Annotated in this window: 25 protein-coding genes and 1 riboswitch; of the genes, 14 read left to right on the forward strand and 11 right to left on the reverse strand. The window is 44.9% G+C overall.

Features of this window, described 5'->3' with window-relative positions:
• The first annotated feature begins 62 nt into the window (after positions 1-62).
• The 6 genes from M2444_RS13065 (at position 63) to M2444_RS13090 (ending at position 6,683) form a co-directional block, all read left to right on the forward strand.
• A complete protein-coding gene (locus M2444_RS13065) occupies positions 63-812 on the forward strand; it encodes a WecB/TagA/CpsF family glycosyltransferase (protein WP_280787158.1) in 750 nt (249 codons plus the stop codon).
• Positions 813-1,051: 239 nt separating this feature from the next.
• Positions 1,052-1,729, forward strand: coding sequence for a helix-turn-helix transcriptional regulator (locus tag M2444_RS13070; protein ID WP_094877897.1), 678 nt, complete (start codon positions 1,052-1,054; stop codon positions 1,727-1,729).
• Between the two features lie 36 nt (positions 1,730-1,765).
• The gene (locus M2444_RS13075; RefSeq protein ID WP_280787159.1) at positions 1,766-2,938 is read left to right on the forward strand and encodes a MalY/PatB family protein; all 1,173 of its coding nucleotides are present in this window, start codon (positions 1,766-1,768) and stop codon (positions 2,936-2,938) included.
• An 84-nt stretch (positions 2,939-3,022) separates the two neighbouring features.
• Positions 3,023-4,510, forward strand: a complete 1,488-nt coding sequence (nhaC, locus tag M2444_RS13080) for a Na+/H+ antiporter NhaC (protein WP_280787160.1) — start codon at positions 3,023-3,025, stop codon at positions 4,508-4,510.
• A 14-nt stretch (positions 4,511-4,524) separates the two neighbouring features.
• Positions 4,525-4,914: a RidA family protein gene (locus M2444_RS13085; protein WP_440961222.1), complete on the forward strand. Its 390-nt coding sequence runs from the start codon at positions 4,525-4,527 to the stop codon at positions 4,912-4,914.
• A 218-nt stretch (positions 4,915-5,132) separates the two neighbouring features.
• Positions 5,133-6,683 carry a flavocytochrome c gene (locus M2444_RS13090; protein ID WP_094869686.1) on the forward strand — a complete coding sequence of 517 codons (1,551 nt, stop codon included), beginning with the start codon at positions 5,133-5,135 and terminating at the stop codon, positions 6,681-6,683.
• A 114-nt stretch (positions 6,684-6,797) separates the two neighbouring features.
• Here M2444_RS13090 and M2444_RS13095 read toward each other — a convergent pair whose 3' ends face one another.
• The 7 genes from M2444_RS13095 to M2444_RS13125 all read right to left on the reverse strand — a co-directional run bounded on the left by M2444_RS13095 (position 6,798) and on the right by M2444_RS13125 (position 13,413).
• Complete coding sequence (locus tag M2444_RS13095) at positions 6,798-7,640, reverse strand: ABC transporter ATP-binding protein (RefSeq protein WP_280787161.1); 843 nt, start codon at positions 7,638-7,640, stop codon at positions 6,798-6,800.
• 16 nt (positions 7,641-7,656) lie between these two features.
• Positions 7,657-8,418 carry an ABC transporter permease gene (locus M2444_RS13100; protein WP_076300092.1) on the reverse strand — a complete coding sequence of 254 codons (762 nt, stop codon included), beginning with the start codon at positions 8,416-8,418 and terminating at the stop codon, positions 7,657-7,659.
• On the reverse strand, positions 8,415-8,708 hold the full coding sequence (locus tag M2444_RS13105; RefSeq protein WP_036682688.1) for a thiamine-binding protein: 294 nt from the start codon (positions 8,706-8,708) through the stop codon (positions 8,415-8,417). The genes M2444_RS13100 and M2444_RS13105 overlap by 4 nt, the downstream gene beginning before the upstream one ends.
• 162 nt (positions 8,709-8,870) lie before the next feature.
• Positions 8,871-9,023 (reverse strand): hypothetical protein, encoded by a 153-nt coding sequence (locus tag M2444_RS13110; RefSeq protein ID WP_280787162.1) that lies wholly within the window; start codon positions 9,021-9,023, stop codon positions 8,871-8,873.
• Positions 9,024-9,189: 166 nt separating this feature from the next.
• Positions 9,190-10,239 carry an ABC transporter substrate-binding protein gene (locus tag M2444_RS13115; protein ID WP_280787163.1) on the reverse strand — a complete coding sequence of 350 codons (1,050 nt, stop codon included), beginning with the start codon at positions 10,237-10,239 and terminating at the stop codon, positions 9,190-9,192.
• 159 nt (positions 10,240-10,398) lie between these two features.
• A riboswitch (TPP riboswitch) is annotated at positions 10,399-10,509 on the reverse strand.
• Positions 10,510-10,663: 154 nt separating this feature from the next.
• On the reverse strand, positions 10,664-12,118 hold the full coding sequence (locus M2444_RS13120; RefSeq protein WP_280787164.1) for a hypothetical protein: 1,455 nt from the start codon (positions 12,116-12,118) through the stop codon (positions 10,664-10,666).
• A gap of 80 nt (positions 12,119-12,198) precedes the next feature.
• Positions 12,199-13,413 carry an MFS transporter gene (locus M2444_RS13125; protein WP_280787165.1) on the reverse strand — a complete coding sequence of 405 codons (1,215 nt, stop codon included), beginning with the start codon at positions 13,411-13,413 and terminating at the stop codon, positions 12,199-12,201.
• A gap of 161 nt (positions 13,414-13,574) precedes the next feature.
• Between M2444_RS13125 and M2444_RS13130 the strand changes: the two genes are divergently transcribed.
• From M2444_RS13130 to M2444_RS13160, 7 genes are all read left to right on the forward strand, one after another.
• Positions 13,575-13,994, forward strand: a complete 420-nt coding sequence (locus M2444_RS13130; RefSeq protein ID WP_094877904.1) for a pyridoxamine 5'-phosphate oxidase family protein — start codon at positions 13,575-13,577, stop codon at positions 13,992-13,994.
• Positions 13,995-14,143: 149 nt separating this feature from the next.
• A complete protein-coding gene (locus M2444_RS13135; protein ID WP_094877905.1) occupies positions 14,144-14,818 on the forward strand; it encodes a response regulator transcription factor in 675 nt (224 codons plus the stop codon).
• The gene (locus M2444_RS13140) at positions 14,815-16,239 is read left to right on the forward strand and encodes a HAMP domain-containing sensor histidine kinase (protein WP_280787166.1); all 1,425 of its coding nucleotides are present in this window, start codon (positions 14,815-14,817) and stop codon (positions 16,237-16,239) included. Before M2444_RS13135 ends, M2444_RS13140 begins: the two co-directional genes overlap by 4 nt.
• Positions 16,240-16,309: 70 nt before the next feature.
• Positions 16,310-17,221 (forward strand): ABC transporter ATP-binding protein, encoded by a 912-nt coding sequence (locus tag M2444_RS13145; protein ID WP_094877907.1) that lies wholly within the window; start codon positions 16,310-16,312, stop codon positions 17,219-17,221.
• Positions 17,218-17,934 (forward strand): ABC transporter permease, encoded by a 717-nt coding sequence (locus M2444_RS13150; RefSeq protein WP_280787167.1) that lies wholly within the window; start codon positions 17,218-17,220, stop codon positions 17,932-17,934. The genes M2444_RS13145 and M2444_RS13150 overlap by 4 nt, the downstream gene beginning before the upstream one ends.
• A gap of 2 nt (positions 17,935-17,936) precedes the next feature.
• Positions 17,937-18,671 (forward strand): ABC transporter permease, encoded by a 735-nt coding sequence (locus M2444_RS13155; RefSeq protein ID WP_094877909.1) that lies wholly within the window; start codon positions 17,937-17,939, stop codon positions 18,669-18,671.
• A 109-nt stretch (positions 18,672-18,780) separates the two neighbouring features.
• A complete protein-coding gene (locus tag M2444_RS13160) occupies positions 18,781-19,146 on the forward strand; it encodes an ArsR/SmtB family transcription factor (RefSeq protein WP_094869696.1) in 366 nt (121 codons plus the stop codon).
• A 108-nt stretch (positions 19,147-19,254) separates the two neighbouring features.
• Here M2444_RS13160 and M2444_RS13165 read toward each other — a convergent pair whose 3' ends face one another.
• Positions 19,255-20,016, reverse strand: a complete 762-nt coding sequence (locus M2444_RS13165) for a CPBP family intramembrane glutamic endopeptidase (protein ID WP_280787168.1) — start codon at positions 20,014-20,016, stop codon at positions 19,255-19,257.
• 232 nt (positions 20,017-20,248) lie between these two features.
• Here M2444_RS13165 and M2444_RS13170 point away from each other — a divergent pair, with 232 nt between their 5' ends.
• Positions 20,249-22,495: a heavy metal translocating P-type ATPase gene (locus tag M2444_RS13170; protein WP_094877911.1), complete on the forward strand. Its 2,247-nt coding sequence runs from the start codon at positions 20,249-20,251 to the stop codon at positions 22,493-22,495.
• 70 nt (positions 22,496-22,565) lie between these two features.
• On the opposite strand, the gene M2444_RS13175 is transcribed toward M2444_RS13170, so the two are convergent.
• The 3 genes from M2444_RS13175 to M2444_RS13185 all read right to left on the reverse strand — a co-directional run bounded on the left by M2444_RS13175 (position 22,566) and on the right by M2444_RS13185 (position 24,694).
• Positions 22,566-23,528: an L-lactate dehydrogenase gene (locus tag M2444_RS13175; RefSeq protein ID WP_094877912.1), complete on the reverse strand. Its 963-nt coding sequence runs from the start codon at positions 23,526-23,528 to the stop codon at positions 22,566-22,568.
• A gap of 171 nt (positions 23,529-23,699) precedes the next feature.
• The gene (locus tag M2444_RS13180) at positions 23,700-24,200 is read right to left on the reverse strand and encodes a CcdC family protein (protein ID WP_094869700.1); all 501 of its coding nucleotides are present in this window, start codon (positions 24,198-24,200) and stop codon (positions 23,700-23,702) included.
• Between the two features lie 233 nt (positions 24,201-24,433).
• Entirely contained in the window at positions 24,434-24,694 is a 261-nt protein-coding gene (locus M2444_RS13185; protein WP_094869701.1) for a GlsB/YeaQ/YmgE family stress response membrane protein, read from the reverse strand.
• Positions 24,695-24,902: the final 208 nt, after the last annotated feature.

Raw genomic sequence — 24,902 nt, forward strand, 5'->3', positions numbered from 1 at the left:
GACTATGCTTATGGATTACGGTAAGGTATACTGGAATGAACTTTTCAGTAAGAGGTGATTAAATGGCTGGGACAGTCTCTATATTAGGCGTTCCTTTTTCAAAATTAACACTACACGAGACAACACTTCATCTAACAAAACATATTCAAGCCGGAGAACCAAAGCTATTTCATTTGATTACGGCGAACCCGGAAATTACGATAACAAGTCAATCGGACGAGCTGCTTCGAACCATACTCCATGAGGCAGATCTGATTACTCCTGATGGGATTGGCATTGTGCTGGCATCGAAAAGAAAAGGTGACCCTATAACTGAACGAGTTACGGGGTATGAACTACTTCTTGAACTGCTCGCACAAGGGAATAAGCTGGGCTGGAGCTTTTATTTCTTAGGAACGGATGAGCATACCAGCTGTAAAGCGGTCGAAAAGATTACAGAGCTATATCCGAATGTTAAAATTGCCGGAAGACATAATGGTTTTATTACTAAAGAAGAGGAACCGGCCATTGTGGCAGAGATTCAGCACGCACAGCCAGATTTCCTGATTGTCGCGATGGGGGCTCCATACTCTGACAAGTGGGTTTATAAGCATAAACAGGCGCTTTCTCAGGTTAAGGTTGTTTTTGGTGTCGGGGGAAGCTTGGATGTTATAGCGGGAAAAGTGACTCCAGCCCCTGCGATATGGAAGAAACTCAATTTGGAGTGGTTGCATCGGCTGTTATTTTCCCCTGTAGCCAAAGGACAAAAGTCGCGCTGGCGCAGACAAGCCGTTCTTCCTAAATTCGTGTATCGAGCAATGATAAGGAAATGAGGTATAGCAGTAAATAGATAGTCTTTCACGATTTCTGCAATTTGTAGAAGTAGTGAAGGACTTTTTTTGTGGTCGCTTACAGGAAATATGCCCTAAGTATTTAAGGGAGAATATCGACTGATGAAATTCCAATATATTCTTGATTGCTTTTTTAAGAATGTTGTAATAAAATATTATCAAGATAATAAATTATTATCAAAAATAAATTAGACGCAAAACGAAAGGAGTGAAATGCTCACATGATAGAAGATCGCAGCTGTCTAGAGTCCTATTTTCCAATCGCTTCTTTTATTGCTTCAATTATAGGTTCAAAATGTGAGGTTGTTATTCATGATATAAGCAATCCAGAGCGTTCAATTATTTTTATTGAGAACGGATACATTAGTGGGCGTAAAGTAGGAGATAGTTCAACAGATCTCGTGCTTAAGCTGTTGAAAGATGAGTCCTACCGTGAGCAACCGTTTATTGCTAACTATAAAGCGCGTGGTTCGCAAGGTCAGGTATTTCGCTCCGCTACTTATTATATTAAAAACAGCAGCAGCGAATTGGTCGGTATGATGTGTATTAACATTGATGTCACACATATGGAGGTTGCAGCTGAGTGGATACAAAACATTTTGCAAGGAGGATCAACACTTCCACCAGTACCGTTAATACCACAGCAAGAGGTTGTAGAGAAGCAGACGGAAGAGTATTTACAAGGAAACGTAGATGATCTGCTCCAGCACATGATTGATTCGGTGCTCGGTAAAATTAATGTTCCGGCAGAGCGATTGTCCTCGAAAGAGAAGATTGAACTTGTGAAAGTACTTAACGAGCAGGGCGTGTTTCTACTTAAAGGTGGAGTTTCTCAAGTCGCTAAGACCTTGATGATATCTGAGCCAACCGTTTATCGTTATTTGCAAAAAATTAAGTGAGAATAAACAGAACTCTCAAGAGAGGAAGTGGGCTAGATGACAATAGACTTTGATAAGGTTGTTAGCCGATATGGGACCAATTGCGCGAAATGGGATGGTATGGCGCAAGTTTTGGGCAGAGAAATGATAGCGCTTTCTGTTGCGGATATGGATCTTCAAGCCCCTCCACAGGTGATAGAGCGAGTAACGGAGATGGCGAAGCATGGCATATATGGATATACCGATCCTTTTCCACCTTATTATGAGGCAGTTCAGGGATGGATTAAAAAAGCTTACGATTGGGAGGTTCCGCAAGAATGGATCGTGTTTTGCCCTCGTATTGTGCAAGCGGTTTCTCTGATCATTCAGAACTTCACTCAACCCGGTGATCAAGTGTTAATCCATACGCCAGCCTATCAGCCGGTTGCTAAATCAGTAGAGCTAAATAACCGCGTATTAGTGGAAAGTCCACTTCGTGAAGTGAACGGGCGTTATGAGATCGATTTTGCTGATATGGAGTTGCGGATGCAAGCAGGGGTTAAAATTGTACTGCTCATCTCACCGCATAATCCGGTTGGACGGGTATGGACACGAGCTGAACTAGAACGAATCGTTAGCTTGTGTACAAAGTATGATGCTTATATTGTATCGGATGATATTCATGCCGATTTTATCCATGAAGGTCATGAGCATACGATAATCGGGAAGATATCGACCGAGGCTGAGCAGCGATCCTTTATCTGTACTTCCCCAGGGAAGACCTTCAATCTTGCAAGCCTTGAAATTGCTAACATCGTGATTCCGAATGATCAGTTGCGGGAGAAATTCAGACGTTGTTTACAGCAAGCGGGCTGTCATAACCCCACCTTTTTTGCAGTACCTGCATTAGAAGTGGCTTATACGGAATGCGATGAATGGCTGGAAGAATTACGAGGATATATCACAGCCAATATCGCTTGGGTGAAAGCGTATATAGCTGAATCTATGCCTGAACTTCGCGTGATCGAGTCAGAAGGAACCTATCTGTTATGGGTGGATTGTAGGGCAATCAGTACCAACGAAGCAGAGCTAAAGCAGTGGATCGAGTCGGATGCGAAGGTTAGCGTGAGCTTTGGGACAGGTTTTGGAGCATCAGGAGAAGGCTTTATCCGCTTAAATATTGCGACGCCACGGCCCTTGTTGCAGGAAGCTTTTGAACGGCTGAATCGAGCTTATCCATTAAAAAAGTAAAAATAGTAAAAAACAATTGATCAATGACCTTGAAAGACCTCATTAGTAGCTTTTCTCAGATCCATATCAAGGGGGAAAATAACCATGTCCAAATCAGAATCACCAAGAGTCAAGAAACAGCCGACGATGTTCTTAGCACTATTACCGATTATTACAATGATTGTGTTACTTAGTTTAGGGTACGTGTTGTTTGAATTACCACCTGAACCACTTATCATTACCTCTGCGGTTGTTGCTGGTATTATCGCGATTATTCTTGGTTATAGCTATAACGACATACTAGAATCTATCGCTGGCAAGATCGCGAAAACGATGCCTGCCATTCTTATTCTGATCATGGTGGGTTTTATGATTGGGGCATGGATGGTTGGTGGAACGATCCCAATGATGATTTATTATGGATTGAATATCATTAATCCACAATTTCTGCTTATCACCGCATTTATTGCGACAGCTGCCGTTTCACTTTGTACGGGCACGTCTTGGGGGTCAGCGGGAACGATCGGGGTCGCCTTTATGGGTGTTGGCGCGGGTATGGATGCGAACCTAGCAGCAGTAGCTGGTGCTGTTGTTGCAGGTGCTTATTTTGGTGATAAATTGTCACCGCTTTCAGACACAACGAATATTGCTGCGTTAGCAACAGGTGTCAATCTTTATGAGCATATTGGACATTTACTATATACCACACTTCCTTCATTTATCGTTGCAAGCGTTGTCTTTATTATCACAGGCCTAAACACAGATGCTGCCGGTGCTATTGTTCCAGAAAAGGTTGGAACGATCATGGGAACATTAGATACCATTTATGACTTTAATCTGCTGCTATTAGTACCTGTACTAATCATCTTGTATGGTTCTATTACGAAGAAGCCGACCATCCCAGTCATGCTGATCTCTTCCATGTTCGCTATGGCCAACGCACTTGTATTTCAGGGATTTACGTTGAATGAGGTCGTATCTTCTGTTGTTAATGGATTTAATATTTCTATGGTTCACGTAGCTGGATTTGATTCTGCTAACATTATTGAAGATGTACCCCGTCTCCTAAATCGTGGCGGAATGAACTCCATGATGGGTACACTTCTCATTTGCTTCTGTGCAATCACGTTTGCTGGAACCATATCTCTGACGAAATCCTTGGAATTGATTGTTAATAAGCTTTTGAAGTTCGTCCATTCCACAGGTTCAATGATCGTAGCAACCATTGTTACAGGTCTTACGATGATCGGGGTTACAAGTAATGGTCAGGTATCCATCTTAATGCCAGGTGAAATGCTGCGTGAAGCATATATCTGTCGGGGCTTGCATCCGAAGAATTTGGGACGTACGATCGAGGATTCAGCGGCGATTACCGAGCCTATTCTGCCTTGGACAGCTGCAGGTGCTTATATGGCGGGAACGCTGGGTGTTGCAACGTTAGACTATTTACCTTGGGCTGTTCTCTGTTGGACAGGAATAATCTTTGCGACGATATGGGGCTTTACGGGATTTGGTATCGCGAAGTTAACGCCAGAGCAACAGGCAGAAATGCTAAAGGAATATGACGGTAAAACTAATGAACAAGTTGGATAAAGGAGTCTTTTAAAATGAAAAATATGCATAAAGAAACTGTAATAACAACGGATGCACCAGGTGCAATTGGACCTTATTCTCAAGCTGTAAAGCTTGGGAACGTCCTATATACTTCAGGACAACTCGGACTAGACCCGGTTAGTGGGACTTTTCCTGCTACGGTTGAGGAACAGACGGAACAGTCGTTGCTGAATGTCAAAGCCATACTGGAAGCGGCGGGTACAAGCATGGACCAGGTAATAAAGACGACCGTTTTCCTAAAGGATATGAATGATTTTCTTAAGGTAAATGAGATTTATGGAAGGTTTTTTGCTCAGCCATATCCTGCTCGCAGCGCAGTTGAAGTAGCACGTCTGCCTAAGGATGGGCTCGTAGAAATTGAAGTTATTGCTTATATACCATAAGTGACTAGAAAATAAGGCAGATGGCCGCCCTGAAAAGGGTGGCTTTTTTTGAGTAGTAAGTTGCGGAAATATTGAAAGCAAGAATTTTTATGAAAATTTAAATGAAAATATTCATGAAAATGTAACAGTAAGTATAACTAATTACTAAAAAACCTTCACAAAACAGCATCCTTGCGTTATCATAAATGTGAAAACATTCACAAAGGGGCGTTATAAAGATGAAGAAGACAACAAGTACTGCTCTCATTCTCATTCTCTCTGTCATGCTCGTAATCGCAGGCTGCGGTAACAGTAATAGCAACAGCGCAGGTAATAGTAATGGCAATGAGAACAAAAGTAAGGTAAATGAGACGGCCAAAAATGATAAAGCTGAAGCCGTATCAGGTGCATCAGAAGCTAGTTACACACCACTGGATCAATTAAAAGATAATTATGATATCGTTATTGTCGGTGCTGGTGGTGCGGGAATGTCTGCTGCACTGGAAGCTAAGGCTAAGGGCTTGAATCCGGTTATTTTAGAAAAAATGCCGGTTGCAGGTGGGAATACAAGTAAATCCTCCTCAGGGATGAACGCTTCCCAAACGAAATTTCAAAAAGAGCAAAGCATTGAAGATAGCAATGATAAGTTTTATGAAGAGACGCTAAAAGGCGGTCATGACACGAATGATAAAGAGATGCTTCGTTTCTTCGTTGACAATTCCGCAAGTGCGATCGATTGGTTAGATTCGATCGGAATCAAGCTGAACAATATTACGATCACAGGCGGCATGAGCGAAAAACGCACCCACCGTCCAGAAGACGGCTCTGCGGTAGGCCAATACCTTGTCAAAGGATTGGTTAGAAACGTACAAGAAAAAGAAATTCCACTGTTTGTGAACGCGGATGTTAAAGAAATTACTCAAAAAGACGGTAAGGCTAACGGCGTCAAAGTACTCTTTAATCAAGCTGATGAAAAAACCATTACAGCGAAGGCAGTTGTTGTAACAACAGGTGGTTTTGGATCCAACATGGATATGATATCAAAAGTTAGACCTGATCTGGAAGGATACGTTACGACTAACCAAATCGGTAGTACAGGCGACGGCATCAAGATGATCGAGGCACTTGGCGGAACTACTGTCGATATGGATCAAATTCAAGTTCACCCAACAGTTCAACAAGATAAATCTTATCTGATCGGGGAAGCCGTTCGCGGTGAAGGATCTATCCTCGTGAACAGCGAAGGCACACGGTTTGTAAACGAATTGACTACACGTGATAAAGTTACCGAAGCGATCAATGCACTTCCTGAAAAAGCGGCAACGCTTGTCTTTGATTCCGGCGTTAAATCACGCGTGAAAGCAATTGAACAATATGACAAAATGGGCTTCGTAATCCAAGCGGATACCATCGAAGCATTGGCGAAAGAAATCGGTGTTCCAGCCGATAAGCTAAAAGCGACACTTGATACTTGGAACAGCGCAGTAAAGAACAAGAACGATGCTGAATTCGGCAGAACAACAGGGATGGACAACGATTTGTCCGTTGGTCCTTACTACGCTATTAAGATCGCCCCAGGGATTCACTACACCATGGGCGGCGTGAAGATCAATACGAATACAGAGGTATTAAATAAAGACGGCGCTGCTATTCCTGGCCTGTATGCGGCTGGTGAAGTTACAGGTGGATTGCACGGTCAAAACCGGATCGGCGGTAACTCTGTAGCAGAAATCATTATTTTCGGCCGTCAAGCAGGGATTAAATCTGCTGAGTTTGTACAAGCACAATAAGATTTAACTGTTATTCTGATTAAAACAAAAGAACCGCTTGGGCTAATTGAAGCCCGGGCGGTTCTTTGTTTAATCTCTTGTTTAAAGTGAGTGGAGTGACCTCTATTCAAAAAGCTACTTCCCGCTCTTAGCCTGTTCTTCGCGCATCCACTGTGACAGCTGGCGTTTGAGTTTAAGGAATTCCGGGGAATCCGTAATCTCATCGCGGCGTGGCCGTGGAAATGGCACGTCAACAGTATGTAGGATGGAGCCGGGGCGGCCCGAGAATACATAAATACGATTCGAGAGCAGCAACGCTTCTTCGATGTTGTGGGTGATGAACAGCACAGAGCGGCGATTCTCCTCCCACAGTTCGAGCAGCCAGCGCTGCATTTCACTGCGAGTTAGGGCATCCAATGCGCTGAAAGGCTCATCGAGCAGCATCAACTCCTGCGGAGCTAGCAATGCTCTGAGAAAAGCCGCACGCTGCTGCATCCCCCCAGACAGCATATGCGGGTAAGCCTGTTCAAACCCGCTCAAGCCAACCTTGTCGAGCCACTGGCGCGCTTCTTCACGAGCTCCATCCTGCAGAGCACCTTTGATTTCCCCGGCGAGCAGCACATTATCCTCAATCGTACGCCAAGGGAAAAGCGCGGGGTGCTGCGGCATATAACTGATTTCACCACGTTGACCTGTAACGACCTTGCCGTTCATGAGGATCGTTCCTGCATCAGGCTTCACTAGTCCGCCGATCATATGGAATAAGGTGCTTTTTCCGCAGCCGGAAGGACCGACGATCGAAACGAACTCTTGCTGCTCTACCTTAAGAGAGACGTTGTTCAGCACGTTCGTCTCGCGGCGGCGATGGGTGAAAGACTTGGAGATGCCGCTTACTTCAAGAGCAGGTGGTGCAGTATGAGCTTCAGGAGAGCTTATGATTTCAGTTGTTCTTTGCCCTATTTGCGTCGCTTGAGACATACAGGCATCTTCCTTTCTATGAATTACGGCGTGGTTTCCAGCGAACTAACCATTTTTCGAGCAACGCGATAATAGCAAAAAGTACAAGACTAAGGAGCACAATAATAACAATAGCGACAAACATCCGATCCGTACGATAAGCGGATTTCTGGAGGAGCATATAATAGCCAATCCCTTTATCTGCGCCAATCCATTCAGCGACCACGGCTCCCATAACCGCATAAGTGGCGGATATTTTCACACCGGAAAATAGTGCCGGTATAGAAGACGGAAGCTCCAGCTTGGTGAAGATTTGCCACTTGCTTGCGCCCGCCATTTTCATATAATTCATCATGACCTGATCACTTTGAGACAAGCCGCCCATTGCAGCGACAGCTACCGGGAAGAAGCATACCAGTGTAATCAGTACGATTTTGGGCAAAAGACCAAAGCCAAACCAGATGATAAGCAGTGGTCCGAGTGCGATAGAGGGAACATTTTGACTCAGAATAATCAGTGGATAAAAAGCGCGTCTAGCCCAAGGCAAAAGATGCAAAAGTAGAGCGACGATCAAGCCTACACCTGTACCAATAGGAAAACCGATTAATGTGAGTCGAAGCGTAGCCATCGTATGAGCCCAAAGACCAGAAGCATTACTGGTGGATTCGCGGGCAATATCAGCAGGACTTGGCAGAATCCAGGATTCGATATGGAATAGAGAAACAGATAACTGCCATACGGTTAAAAAGAAGACGACCGCCACAAGGGGCGGCCATATTAGCTTCCAGGTCGATCTCACGGCCGATATTTCTCCGTCAATTTATCCATGCTGATTCCGTTAGGGTTATGAGCAATTTTGATCTGTGAGATCACGCTTGGACTACCAGCTTCGATCAGCGCCTCCTGCATTTGACGAACAACCTCAAGCAGCTCGCTAAGTTCACCTTCCATCGTGGTTTCCAGCGGGTTCACCTGATGTTTAACGCCGGATTTTTGAATAACTTCAATTGCTTTATCGACGTATGGGATGGAATCCTCATTGTTTGGAGTCTTAGGAATTACTTGAATGCTGAGCAATGTGTTAGCCACAATAATCAATCCTCTCAATTTGTATAGGTAAGTTCAAAAAGCCAACTTTGATAACGAAGTGATACAGGAAGCGGATTCGACATCGAATCTTGAACGAACTTGGGAAGTGCGGTACTCACGTAGCACATCACTACGCTCCGTTCCTCCTTCCTCAAGTAACGTTCAACCTTCTTGGTTCTGAAAGCCGACTTTTTGAACTCTCATTGAAGTGGTAAGTTCAAAAAGCCAACTTTGATAACGAAGTAATTCAGGAAGCGGATTCGGCGTCGAATCTTGAACGAACTTGGGAAGTCCGGTACTCACGTAGCACATCACTACGCTCCGTTCCTCCTTCCTCAAGTAACGTTCAACCTTCTTGGTTCTGAAAGCCGACTTTTTGAACTCTCATTGAAGTGGTAAGTTCAAAAAGCCAACTTTGATAACGAAGTGATACAGGAAGCGGATTCGACATCGAATCTTGAACGAACTTGGGAAGTCCGGTCTACTCCGCCGGTAAAAAATCATTCGTGAATGCACTAGCTGCATCCAGCGGTTTGTCCAGCAGCTTCAAATCATACATCCAGTCGCCGTAATTCTGCCAGACCTCGGTTTTTTGCTCTCCCCAGCGGGGGGCGTCGTCTTTATATTTCGGGCTAAGCCATTTTTGGCTGGCTAGGACAAGCTCGGCATCAAGGTCAGGCACAGCTTTGGATAATGTAGCGGCAGCCTCTTCTGGATGATCAATCGCATATTGATAACCCTTCGATGTGGCATTCAGGAAAGCCTTCACCAAATCTGGATTCTCAGAAATCTGCTTCTCGCTCGTGGTCAGCACAGGGGTGTAATAATCGAGCTGAGGCGCATAATCCTTCAAGTACAGCATATCCAGAGGCTCTCCACGCAGTTCGGCTTCAATACCGGTCCAAGCGTAGAAGATCCAAGCGAAATCAATGTCACGTTTGACTGCGGTAAAATAGTCAGCTTCACCAATACTGATTAGCTTCACCTTTTTCACATCGCCACCAACAGGGTCCATGATCGCCTTCATGGCTGCTTCCTCGGCGGGAGAGCCCCAGCCTCCGTAAGTTTTACCCTCAAAATCTTTTGGCGATTTAATATTGCGATCCACTGGAGCGGCGAATCCCGACGTATTATGTTGAATAATGGCTGCAATCGAGACAAGGGGAACGCCTTGTAGACGAGCTAGAGTCAATCCTTCCTGAGCGCTGATCCCAAAAGCAGCTTCCCCAGAAGTAACCATGGTATCGGAGCCTGCTGCGCCAGGTTGAACGATTTCTACATCCAGACCTTCTTCCGCGTAATAACCAAGATCCTTGGCTACGTAAAGACCGGTATGATTCGTATTCGGTGTCCAGTCCAGTGCAACCTTAACTTTGGTAAGCTCTTTTGGAGCATTTGATCCGGTCGCTGCATTCGATTCCGCAGCAGTCCCTTTGTTTCCGGCTGTATTCCCGTTGTTGCTGCCGCATCCGGCAATCGCAAGAATGAGCATACAGATGAGGCTAAGCATGAGTGCTTTTTTGACATGCATGTCTTCTTCTCTCCTTTAAGGTTGCCAGATCCCGTCATCCAACATGAACCATAAAGTGTAGTATGTACATTTCTTCTACATCTTTTGTGATCTACACAAAAAAAGCGCCCGAGTGATCGGGACGCTGGCTTGGCGCAAGGTTAGTAAAGGTCACAGGGACCAAAACCAATTGGCAATTCCTACGCTGGCATTATCCAGATCAGGTATAAGGGTCAGTATCTTGTGGGATACAATCTCAGCCGGCCAATTCCAGCACCCCTGGTTCTATGAAGTTAACGGGTATTTCCACTTGAAATATAAGAAAGTTTAGGTTTTGCACCTATACTTTATAGCTTATATTTCTTGCATACGCTGTATTATAGACGGCTGTTCTCGGAATGTCTAGTAGCATGATCCTAAATTTTTCAAATCTCTTAGTCCGTTTTCATTCATCCAGATCTTTATGTTTCTTGCGATGACGCCGCTTAAGCTCAGTAACCAGAGCACCTAGTGTAAGGACAACACTGATCATTATCCCGCTCATTATCACGAAGAGAGCAAGAAACTCAAAGGGGGAATAGCTAACCATTTTACTCCACTGAATCTTTCCATCCAGATCGTCAATGACTTGATTCATGCCATAAATCCCACTTACCACCGTAAATACAGTGAGGATCATCAGCAGATTATCCCGGCGCTTCGACTGGAATTTATCTTGATACTGAAACAGGTCAGTCAAGGTTTCTTTTACTTCCTCGAATAGAGCGTCGTTCCCGTATACTTTACGCAGCTGAAGAAAAATCTCCCGTCCTTGCGACTGTGAGATTAGCTCTAAGAAATAAAACTTTGCCGAGAATTTATTAATCGAGTAGATTAAATTATCGATCTCATCATAATCGTGGTTTATGCGTAGTCGGGAATGCATATTTGCCAGCTTTAGCAGAACGATTTTGTGGAAAATATTGAGTAGAAATCCGTAATAGTATTGCCCGTACATCTGGTCGGCCAGGCTAATGGCGATCTTTGGTTCAGCTCGGGTAAGGCAGCAAAAGGTCTGCTCATTCATCATATAATACGTGTCTGGGCCCCATCGATTATAAGAATGCTCATGACAATAATTCGCAATATACGCTGGGTCGCTGGCACTGGCATAGGGCTTGCCGTTCAGATCAATTCCATCAAGCTGAGAGGCGCGATAGCGGATATTTACACTAATCTCATCAGAATCTCCTTCATTCTGAAAGCCATAAAAGGCTTGCACCTGCATTCTTTCATCTACGAAAAAGGGAAGGGTTTCGAAATAAGCCCCATTGATATCCGAGTGATCCAGAAAAGGTTCCAAGCCATCTACCAGATTTCGGAAGACAAAATCCTCAACCATCTCATAGGTCTGTTCCCCGCAATGGATATAGGTGTAATCATCCTGTACGAAGGTATTCTCAAGCGTCCGGAAGCGGTCCGCGAATTCCAGTGCAATACTAAAGGGAATCGAATCCCCCTCAAGCTGGACACGTATCGTCACAAATCCAAGCTGAAAAGGACATATGAATATATCCGTCGAGAGAATTTTAAAAAATATAGACTGCTGAGGAATCTCTAGGATACAGTCCAGATTATTGACTCTGGAAAAGCGGCGGAAAGAGTCCACATCCTTCTTGCGTGGAAAAAGAATATGTGCAGCAAACGGTAAATAGGTACGCTCCAGCCGTTCATGGGAAACACAGTGGCCTTCTCCGTAATAGGCATTTTCTAGCTCTTTATTATCCAGAAAAAAACGTGTGAAGCCATCATCCTGCAATTGTTGGATGAGCTTCTTAGAATCACCCTTTTTTATTGAAAAAGGAAAAATAAACTGCATAAGCGCAGTATGTAATAAAGGTTCAGTTGAAAGCTTATCCATTCATCGTCCATCCTTGTGCTCAGAATATGCTTATAGATGACATTACCCTAAAAAGATTAGGTTGATACCATTCTAACATTCTAAATACTGGAACTCTTTCTTTGTACTGCTTGCCTGGATTGGAATCTCCATGCGGCAATGCTCAGCAAAAACAGGAAGGCGGCAAAGCCGGCAAGTACCCCAGCAGTTTGTACTACTTTTAAATGGTCCATAGACCAGCCCATAAATAGGGGCAGCAGAGCTCCACCGACACCTCCAGCAGCGATCATTATGCTGGGTGTTGATTCTTCGGCTCCTGGCAGCATCTTGCTGGAGAAGACTAAAGCTATGGAGAAAATACCGGACATAAATAGCCCAAGTAGCATAATTACGATGAATGCAGCTAATCGATTTTCTGTGAACGGAAAAAGAGCCAACAGTAACAAGGTCAGTAAACAGCTACATAAAATGTATACACGGTAAGAAATTTTCTCTGCAATCACTCCAGCAAACAATCTTCCCGTAGACATAGCTAGCCAAAAGAAAGTGACTGTCAGCGCCGCCGCAGATTCTGTCATTCCTAGCTTGGCGATAAAGATGGCGGGCATAAAGTTGACCAGACTCATCTCCGTACCTACATAGAGAAAGAAGAAAAGAATGAAGATACCCAGCAGAATCCATTGTTTCCCTTTATACGGAAGCTGTGTGCTGGACTGCGAGGAATGCGGGGATGCTGAGACTTTGCGAGGTGCTCGCTCGTCTAGTATACGTTGCAGATTCCCGAAATGGCCTCTTCCCCAGAGAATGAGGGAAAGTAATGAGAAGCAAGCGACAATTAGAAATGTCAATCTCCATGCTCCGGTAGCAATGAGCGGACTGGCGATAAGAGGCATTAGGAGTGCCCCTACCCCAAAAAGGACTTCAAGTCGGCTCATCGCGATCGCGGTTCCTTCTGTCACAGCTCCGATAATGATGGTGCCGATGACGGCTTCGATCATACCGAAACCAAAGCCAGCCGCAACAGCAATGACATACATCCATCCCCAAGGTGGCAGAAAAGCATATGCAATTTCAGCAGTCAGGAGAAGAGCGGTGGCGATAATGATGCCTCCTCGTTTGCCAAAACGGCGATTGAGTAGGGGAGAGACAAGCACACCAGCCAGAAAACCAGCGAATTGACTAAAGATTAATTGCCCGCCGGCACTATAATTTTGGTCATAATGCTGTAACAGAACGGGAAGAATAGATCCCAGTACGACATGAGCAAGTCCAATGACAAAGTAGGAAAGACAGCCGATCCAAATCAGTTTTTTCACGAAGTAAGCCCCTTATATTGAATGTAGTTTATGGAGTAAGGTCGGATTCAATGTGAACCTGAAGGGTACATTATAATAAGCACCATTGTTATGATAAATCCAAACGGTGAGCTTGGATATATAAACTTTTGTTTACATGCTTGAAGGGAGAGATTTACGTAATGGATAACAAACAACTGGAGCAACTCATTATTAAAGCATTGGATGCCAACAAGTTCGGTTCCTTTGGTACGATCGAAGAAGGAAATAAGCCGAAAGTACGTTATATGGCTATTTTCCATGAGGGTTTGAAGATTTATTTAGCTACGAATCGCAAAACTCATAAGGTGGAGGAATTATCGAATAATCCGAACGCCTTTTTGCTGCTTGGATATGAGTCAGGCGGAAGCAAAGATGTGCTGGAGATTGAAGCCACCGCTGCCGTTTCTAAGGATGAAGGGCTGCGCACAAAGGTATGGAACAAAGAGCTGGAGCCATGGTTTACAGGACCCGATGATCCTAATTATGTGATTCTTGAACTTACTCCAACGCGTATTGAGTATGTTGGCAGTAATAAAGAGCACGGCGTGTGGACTCCCTAAACCAATTTAAAATCGTTTCCGAGAGCCTTCCTATCCCCCACGGGTTTAGGAGGGCTTTTTTTAAAAGATAAGTCCCTGAGTGTCCTGTTAAAACATGTTATAATGACTTCAACTTTTTACGTAATTTCTCAGGGGAGGACTTAAAATACATGACCGTCACTCTGTTATATATTGAAGATGATCATGAAATCGGCAGCGTCGTGTCTGCGGATTTAAGTGAGCGTGGTTATAGTGTGCGTTGGCTGCGGAGCGGGGAGGGAGCGACGGAGGAAGCTTCGCCTTGTCAATTGGCCATTCTGGATGTAATGCTTCCGGGCCTGGATGGCTTTACTGTCGGACAACGATTGAAGCGGGCGTACCCTAAGCTTCCGATCTTGATGCTCTCCGCACGGACTTCCATTGATGATAAACTGCAGGGGCTTGAATTCGCGGATGATTATTTGACGAAGCCTTTTCATCCGGATGAATTAGCAGCCAGAATTGAAGTGCTGCTCAGGCGGAATGGGGCATCGGTTCAGGATTCGCTCACGCTTAAGCACCTAATCGTATATGAAGGAGATAACCGAGTAATAAATGCTCAGACTCAGGAAGAAGTCATGCTTACGGGTAAGCAATTTCAGATTTTTTCTTATTTGCTGCGTCATCTCGGCCAGATTATGACGAAGGAGCAGATTTATGAAGCCGTCTGGGGAGAAGCCTATCTCGAAGGGGATAAAACTTTGATGGTACATATACGATATTTGCGCGAAAAGTTAGAACTTGATCCGGGCAATCCGGAAATTATAGAAACTGTCCGGGGGATTGGATATCGGGTAAGAGCATGAGGGGGTTAGGGCGCATTCGTAAGCAGCGCAACTCCTCTTTGCTGTCGGGATATTTGCTTATTATCGTTTCTGCACTGCTTTTTATCCCTGTGGTTCTGCCGTTATCTTTTGTTCTCTACAATATGGTTAATGAAGTGACTAAAGGGGCTCCACCTGTAGATACCTCTTTATATTCGAGTGTTGCAGCGCTGGAGGCCATGTGGCATAAAGAGGCGCTTCAATTGGAAGATGCTTCTTCGGAAGGCATAAATAAGCGGTTAGATGAACTGAGCCGGAAATACACTGAGGCTACTATGTTTTGGGTAGATGGGCAGGGAATGACCCGATTGATTCTCACACCTGATAAAGGCAATCCGGATCATGGCAGCGGAGTTCCGGAGCAGTGGACTGCGGCTGAGGCTATTTATTTTATGAAAGAAAGTACAAAGCGTGATCCTTTAGCCATCGTCGCCTTCATGGGAGACCGAGTGGATGCGGGTAAAGGGTTTATGGTAATGCAAATTCCAAACAAGCTGCTCAACAAAGGCGCTTATGGGGGAGTCGGGGCTTGGGCTTTGTATTACTTTGTGCTCTTTGTACTTTTTGGAGGGTTCGCACTGGTTTCTTTGCTGTTCTTTAGAAAAATACGCAAACGGCTACTACAGCTGCAAACCGCGATGACAATTACGGGACCGGATAGAATGCCTAAGTCTATTATGACGGGCAAGCTGGATGAGATAGGCAGACTGGAGGAAGCTTTTAATACGATGGTGGCGAAGCTTGACGAAAGCCGAAAGAGGGAAATCGAAGAGGAAGAGCTGCGTAAGCGTCTAGTATCCAACTTATCTCATGATTTACGTACACCGCTAACCGTTATCCGCAGCCACATCCATGTAATGACTAAGGAGAGCTTAACCCCAAAAGGACAACAGTCCCTAGAGCTAATGGATAAGCGTATAGCAGATCTTAGCGTCTTGATTGAGAATCTTTTATCCTACAATCTTCTCAACAGCGGACGGATCACTTTGAAGCGGGAGCGTAAAGATGTCTTGCGCTTGTTGCGGGAAAGTGCTGCTGCTTGGTACCCCGTATGGGAAAAAGAGACCTTCGAGATCGATATTGACCTGGAGGCTGAACCGCTGTTCTGGATGGTGGATGAGGTCTGGTTCCGCCGTATTCTTGATAATCTATTTCAGAATATTGTACGTCATGCCAGCAGTGGTCTTTATGTAGGGATTTCTACGGAGTCCCGTAATGGGAAACGTGTTATTTTGATTACGGATCACGGCAGAGGTATCCAGAGTCCATCCGATTACAAAGGGGCAGGATTAGGGCTGTCCATCGTGGATCTGTTAATGAAGCATATGGAGTTAGAGTGGGATATGGAGAGTACAGGAGATGGTACCTCTATTGTAATCTTCAATCCACGGGATGAAATTTAAACAAAACTTAAACTTCGTGCCGCCTTGTTCTTAACCTTGGGACGTTATGCTAATTACCGAGGTGAGGAAGATGAAAGAAACAGTAATTGAAACGAAGGATTTATTAAAAAAATACCGTGGCCGGGCTGCGGTAGAAAATTTAAATTTGAATATCCGCAAGGGAGAAATCTATGGTTTTCTAGGCCCAAACGGGGCTGGAAAAACAACGACGATTCGTATGCTGCTTGGACTGATCACTCCGACATCAGGAGGGATTGAGGTGTTCGGCCAGGATCTTCGCAAGCATAAGCTGCAAATTTTGCGGAAGGTAGGGTCGCTTGTCGAATCTCCATCCTATTACGGGCACTTAAGCGCTGTGGATAATCTTGAAGCCATCCGCCGTATTCTTGGTGCTCCGAAGTCACGGATTGCTGAGGTGCTTGATATTGTTTCCTTAACAGGGGAAGAGAAACGTCCAGTGAAAGGGTTCTCTCTCGGGATGAAGCAGAGACTAGGTATTGCTGCTGCCTTGCTCGGGGAACCGGAGCTGCTTATTCTGGATGAGCCGACGAACGGACTTGACCCGTCAGGGATTCAGGAGATTCGTGGACTGATTAAACGATTGCCGCAGGAGCAAGGGATTACTGTCGTAGTATCCAGTCACTTGCTTAGTGAAATTGAGCAAATGGCGGATACCGTAGGGATCATTCGTCAAGGGCAAATGGTATACCAAGATAGTATAACGAATCTGCAGCGGCAAGCCGGGGGAGAAATGCGGTTAGCAGTCTCGGACCCGGAGGCCGCGCTGCGCCTTGCTGAAGAACGGGGATACACAGGGATACTTCAAGACCAAAAGCTAGTCTTCTCCCGGATGATCGATGCAAGAGTTGCCTTGCTAGTCAAAGCCTTGGTAGAGAACGGGCATGCTATTTATCGTGTAGAGGAGCGGAGACAATCACTTGAGGACTTCTTCCTGCAGGTTGTAGGAGGAGAGGAATCATGATGTGGCGGGCACTGTCGGCGGATTGGCTCAAAATCCGTGGCAAGGGACTCTGGTTTCTAGTGTTTCTTGGACCGCTTGGACTTGTAGCCATGCAAGGCCTAAACTTCGGCCTTCGTTATGACTATCTTCGTGAGCAGTATGGCGCGGATCTATGGGGTGGGCTTCTGAACAATGTGGCTGCCTTTGTGCCCATTGCTCTTTTTCTCGGAGGGACCTTAGTATGCTCGTTGATTGCAAATGTAGAACATCAGATGAGCTCGTGGAAGCAGCTCTTGGCGCTACCTATCTCACGTACTTCAGTATTTATGGCTAAGCTGGTATTATGTTTGGCGCTAGTGGCGGTTTCTTGTTTGCTGCTCTCGGTGGGTATAGTTGGTTTAGGGCTTGTTTTAGGCTTCAAGGTCGAACTGATACCATATTTGGATGTATTACGAATTGGCTTTATGTCCTTTATTGCAGCGTTGCCGGTTATCGCTTTGCAGCTGTGGCTTTCTCTGGCTAACCGTAATCAGACATTGCCAGTTGCTCTTGGAATAACCTTATCTCTGGTGTCTATCTTCTCCATGTTACTTTCGGAGTGGGTCCCTTTAACATGGCCATATATGGCTTGGGAATCTTCGCATCGTCTCTTATTTAGCGGTGCAGGGTTGCTGCTGGGGCTGCTGATTCTTTTGCAGGGTGCACTGCACTTCGCACGAAAGGATGTGGATTAACGATGAATACATTTTGGAGAGTGTTGTCGGCAGAACGATTAAAAATGTCTAAATCATATGTCTGGATTTTAGTTATAGGCAGCCCGATTTTAGCATTACTTCCCGGGGCATTGGCAGATAATCAAGGGGAGAAGATGAGTTGGGAACTGCTGTTAAATGTGATGTCCATGATGCATGCCTTGCTGTTTCTACCTGTGCTCTCGGGTATTTTTGCAGCGCTGATCTGTCGTTATGAGCATCATGACGGGGGCTGGAAGATGCTGCTGTCTCTGCCTGTGACTCGGTTATCAGTGTACCTCTCAAAATATGTGATGATTATCGGATTGCTGGCTGCGGTTCAACTAACGTTTCTGGTGATGGTACTAGGGATGGGCTTATTCCGAGATGTTCCAGGATCAATTCCCTGGTCGCTGCTACTAAGCTCGGTATTTGGCGGCTTTATTGCCTGTCTGCCACTCGCTGCACTGCAGCTGGCAATCTCTCAAGGCTGGAGCAGTTTTGGCGCACCGCTGGCGCTTAATGTGAGTCTGACCATTCCTAATATGCTGATCGCCAATTCTTCAACCTTTGGCCCCTATTATCCTTGGGTACAGCCGATGTTGGCTATGATGCCGTATGGTGATGACACGTTTGGTGCTTTTAATTTACCGTTCGAAACGCTGATGATAGTAGTGGGCGGTAGTTTTATTGTGTTTTTTGCGGCAGGACTACTCTCCTTTTATCGTAAAGCGGTCTGATTTACAGCGATTCTTATAAACGCCTTCTCGATGGACATCCAGAGCTGGTTTTCATATAATTGAGGAACACAATCAGCAAAGCTGACTAGCTGGTGGAGGAGGCGATAGCATGGAGCCAACGGCATTAGAAGATTGCGATAACACATGCAAGGGTTCGGAGCTTGAACCGGAATCCATTGCATTGATTTTGCCTGACCGAGAAATAACGGATAAAATGGCAGAGATGTTCAAAGCGTTGGGTGATCCCACACGAGTGAGGCTCATTTACGCTTTGTCCCAGCAAGAATTATGTGTACACGATTTGTCCGTGATCCTTGATATGGGACAATCTGCGATATCCCATCAGCTCCGTTATTTACGGAATTTACGAATTGTGAAGCGTCGTAAAGAAGGAAAGACGGTATTCTATTCGCTCAACGATGCGCATGTAGAGCAGATTTTTCTGCAGACCCATGAGCATGTCCGTCACGAATAGCTGGGTATTAAGTATTTTTTTACATCAAAAAAGGGAATCTCAAAAGCCATGTAATGGCTGACGGGATTCCCTTTTCTTATAGATATCGTGAAGCAAGGGTTTAGTTTGTTAACTAGATTGATTTAGGTTGCTCGATACGGTTGGTTTTCTAAAGGATAGAGCCAGCCAGAGACAATGCACAGCGAGTACGAGAAGAATGAATAGATCGATCCCCATATATTCGCTTGTATTATCGTTACCAACAAACTGAATCAGATTATGTACAAAATGAAACAATATCAGCGGTAGAATATTATTATTTTTCAGCATCAACAAAGAAAGCACAAAACCGATCAGAACAGAATATACGAGCTGTAGGAGGATTTGCGTCATGTCTGTACCGGATAAAGCATTAAGTAAGTGGGTAATAGAGAAGAGTATGCTTGAAGTAATCACAGCCGTTTTAGCGCCCTTAGTGAGTAAAGTCTTGAAAATCAATCCGCGGTAAATACTTTCTTCTACAAAGGCTACAAGCAGGGTGAAGAAGATAAAGAACAACACCTCAGACGTACTGATCTCACGAAAGCCTTTAAAGGATATGGTGATCAGGACGACAGCTAGAGGTGCATAATAGATCCACCTCCCAGAGGAAATGGTATTCAGAGGACGGAAGCCAAGATCACTCCATTTGTTCTTAACCGTGAAGTAGATGATCAGTACAAGTGCGATTGGAATAAAGGAGATCAGTACAGGGGCGGTATACGAAAGCTCTTTGATTGTAGCGTAAGTTCCGGCGGCAGATACCGCTAAAAGTAACAGCACCTCAATAATAACAACGGTCCAAACAGGGTGTTTCTGTGAAAAAGAAGACGTCTTGGCTAGCTTTGACATGGTATATATTCATCCTTCCTTCTGTGTAATTTAGTTGCCAATCCATCTCGGATGCAATCATACATGATTTACCATATTTTCACGAAAAGGTCAATTTATTTAATTTTTATGGGAGCGGAGAAAAATGGTGTATATCCCGTATTGACCTTCAAAAATAAAGGGAATATAATAGCAATAAGAAAACATATGAACAAGTGCTCATATATGGTTTTTATTTGAGGAGATGTGCCGTATGGATACGATGCAAGGAAAAGTAAAACGTCAGTGGGAATTAGAAGGCTTAGATTGCGCCAATTGCGCAAGGAAAATTGAAGATAAAGTGAGTAAAATCGAGGGCGTATCGTCTTGTTCCGTTAATTTTGTTACGAAGACAATGACGATGGAAACCGCCGCAGGTTATGAGGAATCGGCGATTGTAGAAGCAAAGAAAACGGTGAAGGCACTTGAGCCCCATGTAAATGTAAGAGAGAAGGCTCAGGGCAGTCGTAAGCTGCAGAATAACAGTAGTCACAAGCATGGGGAGGATCACAAACATGGCCATGAACATGATCATCAGACTGCAGACGGACATAAGCATGATGATGCGGATGGTCACAGCCATGGCCACAGCCACGAGCATGGAGTAGGTGATACCCGTAAGATTCTACTGCGATTAGGTGGCGGTGGGATACTTGCGCTTGCCGGAATATTCTTACCGGTAGAGGGTGTAGTAGAACTACTGATTTTCTTAGCAGCCTATCTCATCGTGGGCAGTGAAGTTGTCTGGCAGGCGGTTAAAAACATTATCCGGGGTCAGGTGTTTGATGAGAATTTCTTGATGGCTCTTGCAACCATCGGTGCTTTTGCGATTGGTGAGTATCCAGAGGGCGTAGCGGTTATGCTCTTTTACCAAATCGGCGAGCTGTTCCAAGGTCTAGCAGTAAACCGCTCACGCCGATCTATCACAGCACTTATGGATATCCGTCCTGAATTTGCTTATCTTAAGCTTGGAAATGATCTGAAAAAAGTCTCTCCCGAGGAAGTAGCGATCGGTGATTTGATTGTTGTGAAACCGGGTGAGAAGGTACCTCTGGACGGAACGATCCTTGAGGGTAACGCTATGATGGATACATCAGCACTTACCGGGGAATCTGTGCCGCGTTCGGCTGGACCAGGAAGTACGGTATTAAGTGGGTTTATTAACCGGAACGGTGTTATTACGATGCAAGTCACTCAGACCTTTGGAGAATCAGCGGTATCCAAAATTCTGGAGCTAGTGCAGAATGCTTCGAGCAACAAGGCCAAAACGGAGAACTTTATTACTAAATTTGCACGGGCTTACACCCCTGTAGTAGTGATCACAGCAGTACTGCTAGCTGTCATTCCTCCACTAGTGATTAGCGGGGCGACCTTTTCAGATTGGATTTACCGGGCGCTTGTCTTTCTAGTGATCTCCTGCCCATGTGCGCTTGTGGTCTCGATTCCACTTGGTTTCTTCGGAGGGATTGGTGCAGCTTCACGCAGTGGGATTCTGATTAAAGGAAGCAACTATCTTGAAGCATTGAATGATGTGAAAGTAGTTGTCTTTGATAAGACCGGAACATTGACTAAGGGGCAATTTAAGGTTACAGGAATTTATCCGTCAGGTGGCAAATCTAAGGATGAATTGCTGCAGACAGCTGCTTATGCGGAGAGCCATTCGAACCATCCGATTGCCGAATCGATTAGGGCGGCTTATGGAGAACAGATTTCTAAGGAAGCGATCTCGAATTACAATGAAATTTCCGGTCATGGGATCGAGGTTTCGATTGAAGGCAAGACTGTACTTGCAGGTAACGCGCGTCTGATGGAGCGAGAAGGTATAGCTTATGAGGTGCCAGAGCAGAGTGGTACAGTTGTTCACATCGCGGTGGATCATCAGTATGGGGGTTACCTGGTGATTGCTGATGAAGTGAAGGAGGACTCGCAGCAGGCTATTCAGAGCCTCAAGAAGCTTGGCATCCGTAAAACGGTGATGTTAACTGGCGATGCTTCTTCTGTAGCTGAAGATGTTGGGAAGCGGTTAGGTGTAGATGAGGTACACGCGGAGCTTTTGCCGCAGCATAAGGTAGAGGCCATCGAGAAGCTGGATCGTGAAAAGTCACATCGCGAGAAAATTATTTTTGTCGGTGATGGAATTAACGATACCCCAGTACTAGCTAGAGCAGATGTTGGGATCGCAATGGGCGGACTGGGCTCCGATGCTGCGATTGAAGCGGCAGATATTGTAATTATGACGGATGAACCTTCGAAGATTCCTGTTGCTATCGGAATTGCCAAGCGTACACGGATGATCGTATGGCAAAATATTATTTTCGCTTTAGGTGTTAAAGCTATATTTCTTATTCTCGGCGCATTTGGGATTGCCACGATGTGGGAGGCTGTCTTCTCTGATGTTGGGGTAACCGTGCTGGCTGTACTGAACAGTATCCGAGCATTAAAGGTTAAAGATCAAGGATGAAAAAATCGCTCTTTAGGGTATTGGTGTTATCTACCGATCCCTAAAGAGCGATTTTTCCGTTTGCAGGAGATTAAATGCTGTCTTCCAAATGTAGGCTCTCAATGCCTGAGCGAACAATGCTGCAGGAGGCGTTGAATTTCTCCGCTTCTTCGGTGTTTAGGTTAAGCTCCAGTAGTTCTTGAATTCCAGTGTTGCCAATAATGGCAGGTACGCCGGTACATATACCACTTTGCCCGTACTCTCCATCCAGAATTGCGGATACGGCAATGATCTTATGCTCATCATTCAGAATGGAACGAGTAATGTAAGCCAGTGCGCTGCCAATACCGAAATGTGTGGAGCCTTTTTTGGTGAATATCTCCCAGCCCGCATCTTTGGTCTTGCGGGAGATGTCCTCCAGATCCAGATGGTGGAAGCGTTCACGATGCTGATCCATAATTTGCAGGATGGGCTTGCCGCCAATCGTCACATGTGACCAAGCTACAAACTGGGATTCACCATGTTCTCCAAGTGCGTAGCCGTTAACGCTGCGTGGATCTATGGAGAACACATCAGACAGTAGTGTCTTAAGGCGCGAGGAGTCAATGGAGGTTCCTGTACCAATAATTCTATGGCGAGGAAGCCCTGATATTTTCCATACCATATAGGTGACAATATCGACCGGATTAGCGGCGACTACGAATATTCCATCGAATCCCCCAGCCATAATGTTGGTAATAATTTCTCTAGTAATAACTGCAGAGGCTTCCAGGACGTCAAGTCTTGTCTGACCAGCCTTTGGATTAGCGCCAGCGGTTAAGATAACTACATCCATTCCTGCGCAGTCGCTATGGGTTCCGGCATACACCTTGGTGCGTGTGCTTGTGAAATCCATGCAGTGTGAGAGATCAAGTGCTTGTGCCATAGCGCGGTCATAGGTGCGGTCGATCATCATGATCTCGTCGCAAATGGCCTGATTAACCATGGAGTAGGCGCAGCTGGAACCGACCATTCCGGCACCGACGATGGCAACTTTTCTTGATTTGCTTTTCAATTGCCTTGACCTCGCTTTCTATTGTTAGTATGCATATATTTTAACGTATCCCTCCAGAAGTTACCTAACATCGGACATAAAAAAATGTTGTTTACTTTAAGGTATTCATCCGCGTAAGAAGCCATCTCAATCGTATGAATTGAGATGGCTTCTTAGAATATCAATATATACTTATGACTGTAGGGACTGTGCCTCCGAGGAGGTGATAGCTTTATAGCGTTTGTACATAAAGAATCTCCAATGAAGAATCATTCCGAAGGCCAAGATGAAGAATAATCCACCGGACTGAGGGATACTAACATAACTATTAATAAATTCATGGAGTAAGGTGCGAACTAAAAGGAGGCCGAGCAGAATGAAAGCAAAGCTCTTTGAACGCTGAGCATAAATTTGTCCATCCCGTTGTTCGAAGTTTGTGCTGCGTATTAGAGGATACGCAAAGATGAACCAGCCAATTAGAAAGGCGAGCGCTGCCCACCACCAAGGGAACCTAACTTCAGGTACAACGAACATGGCAAAGCCAGTCGACATCCCGAGAGGTGGAATCCATATTTTTCGAATGGTAACCGGACGTGCGCTAGCTTTTAGCCGAATAAAAATAACCATTAGCGCCATGAGCAAGGTCCCTATAGTGGAGCCGATATGTAGGAGTGAGGGGTTGATGCTACCCATGATTCACGACCTCTCTATGATTTGAGTCACTTGTATCTTCATTATAACAGAAAAACGATGGCAGAACATTGAAGTGTAGCCGCTGTATGGAGGTAGTAGCTCCATAAAAAGCACTGCATACTACTTTAAGTAGAAAGGGGCCGAAAACACCAAATAGCAGGTCAAGGTAGTTAACCTTGACCTGCTATTTTTAATAATATAAGTAGTCCAATAGTTATTGGTTCAGCCTAAGCTTATGAACGGCTACGTCCACTTGTCGAGCGAAGAATAAGGCTGACGATAAAGATCAGGACAATCGCACCGATCAAAGAAGGGAAGAAGTAGAAATCACTTACTTTAGGTCCCCAGCTTCCCAGAAGCACGCCGCCGAGCCATGAACCGATAATACCAGCGATAATGTTACCAATAACCCCGCCTGGAATATCTCTGCCCATAACCAGACCCGCTAACCAACCAATAATCCCACCAACAATTAACATCCATAAGAAACTCATGTTACTTCAACTCCTTCGTTTTGTTGTTATCGATGTCTACTATTAACCTTGCCAATCATGTTTAAACCACTTGTAAAAACTTACATGTTCCGGGATAGTTAGGAAATGGTCTTAAAATACGAGTTCGATAATGTATTACAACTATAAACATGCTATAGTGAAAAAATATTATGAAATACTGCGTAAGCTGCTATTAGTAAAGGGTAAT

The sequence above is a fragment of the Paenibacillus sp. PastF-3 genome (genome assembly GCF_029893135.1).
GTDB lineage: Bacteria > Bacillota > Bacilli > Paenibacillales > Paenibacillaceae > Paenibacillus_AQ > Paenibacillus_AQ nitricinens.

Coding starts and splice junctions, on each gene's coding strand:
- M2444_RS13065 (WP_280787158.1), top strand. CDS start 63: ATGGCTGGGACAGTCTCTATATTAGGCGTTCCTTTTTCAAAATTAACA.
- M2444_RS13070 (WP_094877897.1), top strand. CDS start 1,052: ATGATAGAAGATCGCAGCTGTCTAGAGTCCTATTTTCCAATCGCTTCT.
- M2444_RS13075 (WP_280787159.1), top strand. CDS start 1,766: ATGACAATAGACTTTGATAAGGTTGTTAGCCGATATGGGACCAATTGC.
- nhaC (WP_280787160.1), top strand. CDS start 3,023: ATGTCCAAATCAGAATCACCAAGAGTCAAGAAACAGCCGACGATGTTC.
- M2444_RS13085 (WP_440961222.1), top strand. CDS start 4,525: ATGAAAAATATGCATAAAGAAACTGTAATAACAACGGATGCACCAGGT.
- M2444_RS13090 (WP_094869686.1), top strand. CDS start 5,133: ATGAAGAAGACAACAAGTACTGCTCTCATTCTCATTCTCTCTGTCATG.
- M2444_RS13095 (WP_280787161.1), bottom strand. CDS start 7,640: ATGTCTCAAGCGACGCAAATAGGGCAAAGAACAACTGAAATCATAAGC.
- M2444_RS13115 (WP_280787163.1), bottom strand. CDS start 10,239: ATGCATGTCAAAAAAGCACTCATGCTTAGCCTCATCTGTATGCTCATT.
- M2444_RS13120 (WP_280787164.1), bottom strand. CDS start 12,118: ATGGATAAGCTTTCAACTGAACCTTTATTACATACTGCGCTTATGCAG.
- M2444_RS13130 (WP_094877904.1), top strand. CDS start 13,575: ATGGATAACAAACAACTGGAGCAACTCATTATTAAAGCATTGGATGCC.
- M2444_RS13135 (WP_094877905.1), top strand. CDS start 14,144: ATGACCGTCACTCTGTTATATATTGAAGATGATCATGAAATCGGCAGC.
- M2444_RS13140 (WP_280787166.1), top strand. CDS start 14,815: ATGAGGGGGTTAGGGCGCATTCGTAAGCAGCGCAACTCCTCTTTGCTG.
- M2444_RS13145 (WP_094877907.1), top strand. CDS start 16,310: ATGAAAGAAACAGTAATTGAAACGAAGGATTTATTAAAAAAATACCGT.
- M2444_RS13150 (WP_280787167.1), top strand. CDS start 17,218: ATGATGTGGCGGGCACTGTCGGCGGATTGGCTCAAAATCCGTGGCAAG.
- M2444_RS13155 (WP_094877909.1), top strand. CDS start 17,937: ATGAATACATTTTGGAGAGTGTTGTCGGCAGAACGATTAAAAATGTCT.
- M2444_RS13160 (WP_094869696.1), top strand. CDS start 18,781: ATGGAGCCAACGGCATTAGAAGATTGCGATAACACATGCAAGGGTTCG.
- M2444_RS13165 (WP_280787168.1), bottom strand. CDS start 20,016: ATGTCAAAGCTAGCCAAGACGTCTTCTTTTTCACAGAAACACCCTGTT.
- M2444_RS13170 (WP_094877911.1), top strand. CDS start 20,249: ATGGATACGATGCAAGGAAAAGTAAAACGTCAGTGGGAATTAGAAGGC.
- M2444_RS13180 (WP_094869700.1), bottom strand. CDS start 24,200: ATGGGTAGCATCAACCCCTCACTCCTACATATCGGCTCCACTATAGGG.
- M2444_RS13185 (WP_094869701.1), bottom strand. CDS start 24,694: ATGAGTTTCTTATGGATGTTAATTGTTGGTGGGATTATTGGTTGGTTA.